This is a genomic window from candidate division KSB1 bacterium (genome assembly GCA_034506335.1).
GTDB lineage: Bacteria > Zhuqueibacterota > Zhuqueibacteria > JANLFK01 > Oleimicrobiaceae > Oleimicrobium.
In genome coordinates this window covers 1-5,276 of sequence record JAPDPR010000090.1, presented here as the reverse complement: position 1 = coordinate 5,276, position 5,276 = coordinate 1, and the positions used below count along the sequence as shown (strand labels likewise).

The window sequence follows — 5,276 nt, the reverse complement described above, 5'->3', positions numbered from 1 at the left end:
CACCCAATCGGATTGTCATCAACACAGACCTGGGCAAGGAGAAGATAAGCAAGTACATTTATGGTCACTTTGCTGAGCATCTCGGCAACTGCATCTACGGAGGCTTTTGGCTTGGGGAAGATTCGCCCATACCTAACACCCGAGGCATAAGGAACGACGTGATCGAAGCCCTCAGAGAGATCGCTCCTTCTGTGATACGTTGGCCTGGCGGATGTTTTGCGGACACCTACCACTGGAAGGACGGCATCGGGCCGCGCGAGCAAAGGCCTTCCATTGTCAACACGACCTGGGGCGGTGTGACCGAGAATAATGCCTTCGGCACGCATGAGTTCCTCGATCTCTGCGAACTGGTGGGTGCCGAGCCTTACATCTGTCTCAACGTAGGCAGCGGTACGGTGCGGGAGGCGGCTGAGTGGGTCGAGTACGTGAATTCTGACGCCCAAAGTCCTATGACCGAACTCCGCAGGAAGAACGGGCGGGAACGACCGTGGAACGTCCGGTTTTGGGCCGTGGGGAACGAGAGCTGGGGATGCGGCGGAAACATGACCCCAGAATTCTACGCCGACCTTTTTAAGCAATTCTCCACGTACTTGCGCTTCGGGAATCTCTACCGCGTGGCGAGCGGAGGGACCGACGCGGATTATCATTGGACGGAAGTCCTGCTCGAAAAGACGCAGAAATACCAGCATCTCATCCAGGGCTATTCGTTTCATTACTACACAGTCTGCCACGGATGGGACCGTAAGTCAAGAATGGCGAACTGGAGAAGAGCATTGGCATCATCATTAAGGACTTGAGCTATCCTTTCTACACCACCATAGCGTTGGGGGCCAGGGAATACGCCAACAGCAAAGGGTATTCGGTGGTCGTCACCAGCTCTGAGAACGATCACGAGTGCGAGAAAAGGTACACGCACCTTTTTTCTGCCAAGGACATCAAAGGGGCCATCATTGCCCCCTTGGTGGAAGGGACTGCCGAGATTGAGCATCTGTTCAAGCTCAAGATGCTTAACTACCCTTTTGTCCTTCTTGAGGACGTCAAAGGTATTCAGGCAAATGTGGTCGCCATCGACAACATCAAAGCTATCAAGAAGGCGGTGAAATACCTCATCGAGATTGGGCACACAAGAATTGTGCACTTTGCCGGCCCGCCTCAGTCCTCGCATACACACGAGCGCATCGACGGCTTCCGCCAGGCCTTCAGCGAGAGCCCCCTGGTATTCCGGGACGATATGGTTGTCTCCATCGGTTCGCGGCACGAAGAGAGCTACGGCAATACCCTGCACTACTTCAGGAGCCGTCGGCCAGAAGAATATCCCACGGCGATTGTCTGCTTTAACGACCAACAAGCACTTGCCGTACTAACCGCGCTAAGAGAGCTGAACATTCGGGTGCCCGAGGATATTTCCATCGTGGGCAATGACGACATCTACTATGCTCGGCTGTATCCAGTGCCTCTGACCACCATTAGGGCTCCGCAATACGAGATTGGGAGAAAGGCAGCGGAGATTCTCATTCGCAACATTGAGTCCCCGACGGCGTTGCCGCCAGAGAAGGTCGTCCTGGAAACGGACTTTATCATCAGAGATTCTACCAGGCCGTTGCGCGCGTGACCCCTCCTGCAGTTAGGCGGCGCCGCCGTGAGCGTCCCCTCCATTCCTCTCCCTGGCCCGCAGGGAGATGGGGGCGAAAATCGCAAGACCGTAACGCCAGAACGCTGAGCGGTAGGAAATCTCTGACCTCCGGCATGTGCGTGTCAAGTGGGACAGGAGGCGAGGCTGAAAGAGGAACGAGGGATGCGCAGCTTGAGGCCAAAGCCCCCTTCTCGGCTTCTACCCATCGTTCCCCGGTGACACTGGCCTCCTGATGGTCCCGACCGGCTCGTCGTTTGAATTCATCCGCAGCGCGCTGGAGTGAGCATCCTATGAGAATCGGCCTAATTCTCACCCTCTTCGCAGTAGCCTGTCTCTGGCTGGCGTGCAATGAGGAGACCCCCTTCACCGCACGAAATCCGGTATTGCCAGGCTTTCACCCAGATCCCAGCATCTGCCGCGTGGGCGACGATTACTACCTCGTGCACAGCACCTTCGAGTACTTCCCCGGGATTCCTGTCTATCACAGCAGAGATCTGATTCATTGGCGGCTCATTGGGCACGTTCTCACACGCAGGAGCCAACTCAACTTGGATGGTGTACGCGCCTCAGGTGGCATCTACGCTCCCACCATCCGCTACCATGAGCGTACTTTCTATGTCGTGAGCACCTGTGTGGACTGCGGCGGTAACTTTTATGTCACAGCGAAAGATCCCGCTGGGCCCTGGTCAGATCCGGTGTGGCTAGACAAGGAAGGCATCGACCCATCGCTTTTCTTCGACGTTGACGGCTCCGTCTACTACTGCCGCCAGGAGGGGGGTCGTCACGGCTACATTGTACAGCGGACGCTGAACCTCAAAACTGGCCGACTGGAGGGCGAGCCTAGGAAGTTGTGGGAAGGAACAGGTGGCATATGGCCTGAAGGTCCCCATCTTTACCGCATTGGGGCAACCTACTACCTCATGATTTCCGAAGGCGGGACCAGCTATGAGCACTGCGTTACCATGGCCAGAAGTGATTCACCCTGGGGACCATTCCAGCCACATCCCAAGAACCCCATCCTCACCCATCGTGCGCTGCCCGAACATCCCATTCAAGCCACAGGTCACGCAGACCTGGTGGAAACCCCGGACGGCTGGTGGTTGGTGTGTCTGGGAATACGGCCGCAGGGCGGGCGCTTCCACCATATCGGACGGGAGACCTTTCTTGCCCGCGTGGCTTTCGACCAAGAGGGCTGGGCTGAGGTGGGCACCAACGGGACAATTGACTCCATCTTTGCGCCCCCTCGATTGCGGCCCCACGCGTGGAAATCACTGCCCGCTCGAGTGGACTTCGAGGAGCCAACACTGGACCTGCGATGGAATTTCGTGCGTAACCCAGACTCGGCTAATTACTCTTTGGCTGCGCGCCCAGGTTTCTTGCGTCTCTATGGGGCCGCCACCCGCTTGACGGATCGGGCCTCCCCCACCTTCGTAGGCATGCGCCAGACGGACTTTGCCTGTCGCGTCACCTCGCGACTGGAGTTTGATCCGAAGGCCGATAACGAGGAGGCTGGACTCGTCGTCCGCCAGACGGATAAGTACCATTATGAGATTTTTGTCACCCGCAGAGCCGGAAAGCGTGAAGTGGGCTTTCGGCGCGTCGTTGACAACGAGACTCTCGAGCCGATCGTCTTTGAAGAGATTCCCGCCGGACCAGTCACGCTGCAAATCGAAGCTGAACCGCTCCTTTACCGCTTCTCGTGTGTTCTGCACAATGGGAAGAAAATTGTCCTCGGCGAGGGGGTCACTCGAGATCTGTCCGTAGAACGGATCGGGTTCAAGGACGGCATGTGCTTCACCGGAGCCTATGTAGGCCTCTATGCCACCGGCAATGGCAAAGCGTGTTCGGCGCCCGCAGATTTTGACTGGTTTGAATACCAGGGATTTGACCAAAAGAACTGACCCCACTCCATCTGCAGGTCCGCGAGAAGAATCTTGCCTGTGTGCCAAGACCTCGGTGCATCATAGTGCAGCGCCGAACGGATTTCGCTCCGGGCAGTTCATCCGGGACCGCCCTCCTCAGAGCCCGTCGTTCACCTATGGTCACAAGTGTCCCGCAGCAATGCGGGGACGAAGAGTAAGAGGGAACGCCCTAGCTCAAGACTCCGCCAGACCGCCCCTTAGTCATCCCAACGGCGGACAAAGGGCGGTAGCGTGTTTCGCGCCCTCATTCAGTCGGGCTCGGGGTGTGCCGCCCACCTCCTGACCACGCAGGACAATCCGCCTGCTGGAGCTGAATGTCATTCATCTTTCCGCTTGACTTTCTGCGAAAAGTTTCTTACCTTCATTCCAGCGATGGGCACGACCGGACGGTAGTGCAACTGCTAAACATTTCCTTGCCTCCTTCATCGTTCGGACACAGCCACGTCGATGCCAGAGCTTAGCAGCGCTCAGAACTGAGGCCAATGGGCGGGTGAGGCCGCCGGCGCGTGCGAACACCACACGCCACCGACCCTTACAATCCTCACCCTTCCTGCCGCGCTGTATCGGACCAGTTAGTGCTCCTCCGAACTGATAGCAACCCATGGCGATCCATCCGTGCCTACCATCTTTGAGCGTCTTCTTGCTCCAGGGATGGACATGTGCCGCTGCCAGGAAGCATAGAAAGAACCGGAATGCGATTATCTCCTCTTCACTCTGCACACATCAGGACCGTGAGGTCTCACACGCACATGGAGGCCAATATGTGCAACCGTGCCCCTGCTGCAGCTGGTGTTTGCGTTGCGTTAGCCTTGTCAGCTCTCCTTGCTGCATGGCCAACGCTCGCGCAGTTTGCGGTGGTCTCTACCCTTCCTGTTGACGGCGCCACCCACGTGGACACTGCCGCTACGGTGGTCATCACTTTCAACGCTCCCCTGGACACATCTGCGCGCTTTGCCTGGCCCCCCAACTTTTTTCTCGGGCTGGAGATGTCACCCGAACCAGGCAATCCCGATTCCGTCTCGCTGAGCGCAGACCTGAGTGTGGTGCGCGTCCACAATCTTCACCTGTCAGCGGATACTCGCTACGTGCTGGCAATTCTGGGTGCGCGAAGCAGCGCTGGAGCCGTCTTGCAGACCCCGACGGTGATGACTTTTACGACTGGCTCCTCGTTACCCACCGCCAGCGTCAGCGGCAAGGTCACTCTCCCAGGCGGTGACGCCTCAGGAACACTTGTGGCCCTGTTCAGCAACCTCGGCATGGGGCCGGAAGCTTTGGCAGTGGCACTTCCACCCACAGGAAACTACAGAATCAACTACGTCCCCCCAGGGACCTACTATCCAGTCGCAATCAAAGACGTGGACCACAGCGGAGACACGGACCCCAACCCAGCGGTGGATCTGATGGCCGCGTACGACCCCGACGGTGACGGCGTCGTCGACAACATTGTGGTGGAGGAAGGTGCCATGGTGGCGGGGGTTGATCTGACACTCCACTCCTTCGTGCCTCTGACCGCCAGGCAGCGTTTTGACCAGGTTGTTGCACTAGCGCAGACCGGTGGACAGGACCCGCGCCTAGTGATGGTCGGTTGCCAGCATTTCTCTCCCTCCGGCGAGGCACCGCTGTGGTTCTACCTCTTCTATGCACCAGGGGCAGACGCTGCTCTCGGGGTGATGGCAACATCCTTCTTTTTGGCCCCTTTTCCTTGGGAGGAAGAACTTCCG

3 protein-coding genes and 1 pseudogene are annotated in these 5,276 nt (G+C 57.8%); all 4 read left to right on the top strand.

Annotated features, from left to right (window positions below):
* A pseudogene (locus tag ONB25_15095) lies at positions 1 to 725 on the top strand (alpha-N-arabinofuranosidase).
* Between the two features lie 68 nt (positions 726 to 793).
* Positions 794 to 1,612 (top strand): substrate-binding domain-containing protein, encoded by an 819-nt coding sequence (locus ONB25_15090; protein MDZ7394211.1) that lies wholly within the window; start codon positions 794 to 796, stop codon positions 1,610 to 1,612.
* A 311-nt stretch (positions 1,613 to 1,923) separates the two neighbouring features.
* A complete protein-coding gene (locus ONB25_15085; protein ID MDZ7394210.1) occupies positions 1,924 to 3,534 on the top strand; it encodes a glycoside hydrolase family 43 protein in 1,611 nt (536 codons plus the stop codon).
* Positions 3,535 to 4,316: 782 nt separating this feature from the next.
* Positions 4,317 to 5,276, top strand: a 960-nt coding sequence (locus ONB25_15080) for an Ig-like domain-containing protein (GenBank protein ID MDZ7394209.1), incomplete at its 3' end; no start/stop codon positions are given.